Annotated in this window: 1 pseudogene; it reads right to left on the bottom strand. The window is 45.8% G+C overall.

Annotated features, from left to right (window positions below):
* Positions 1–249, bottom strand: a pseudogene (locus ACLJNW_RS27270) (glycosyltransferase family 1 protein); the annotation flags it as partial.

The raw sequence follows: 249 nt of genomic DNA, 5'->3' as shown, positions 1-249 counted from the left end.
CCACTACACGGCGTAAAAACGGTCGCATGTAAGGTTTACTCAGCAGTTGCTTCGGCACATCCTCATGGGAGTCGAAGATAACCTGCTTACCTTGCTTTTTCAGTCGAAGACCAACAGGTATCAGTTCGGGATCATGAAAATGATAGACATCAGCCCCAAGCGCCAAAGCCTGTTCATAAATTTTTCGGGTGGTTTTTAGAATACGATTCAAGCGACCTGAGAGTACTCCGACATCAACAATCCTTACAC

This window comes from Salmonella sp. SAL4457, assembly GCF_046548235.1.
Classification (GTDB): Bacteria; Pseudomonadota; Gammaproteobacteria; order Enterobacterales; family Enterobacteriaceae; genus Salmonella; species Salmonella enterica.
Note: the sequence above shows the minus strand (reverse complement) of the source record. Positions and strands in the feature narration are given on the sequence as shown.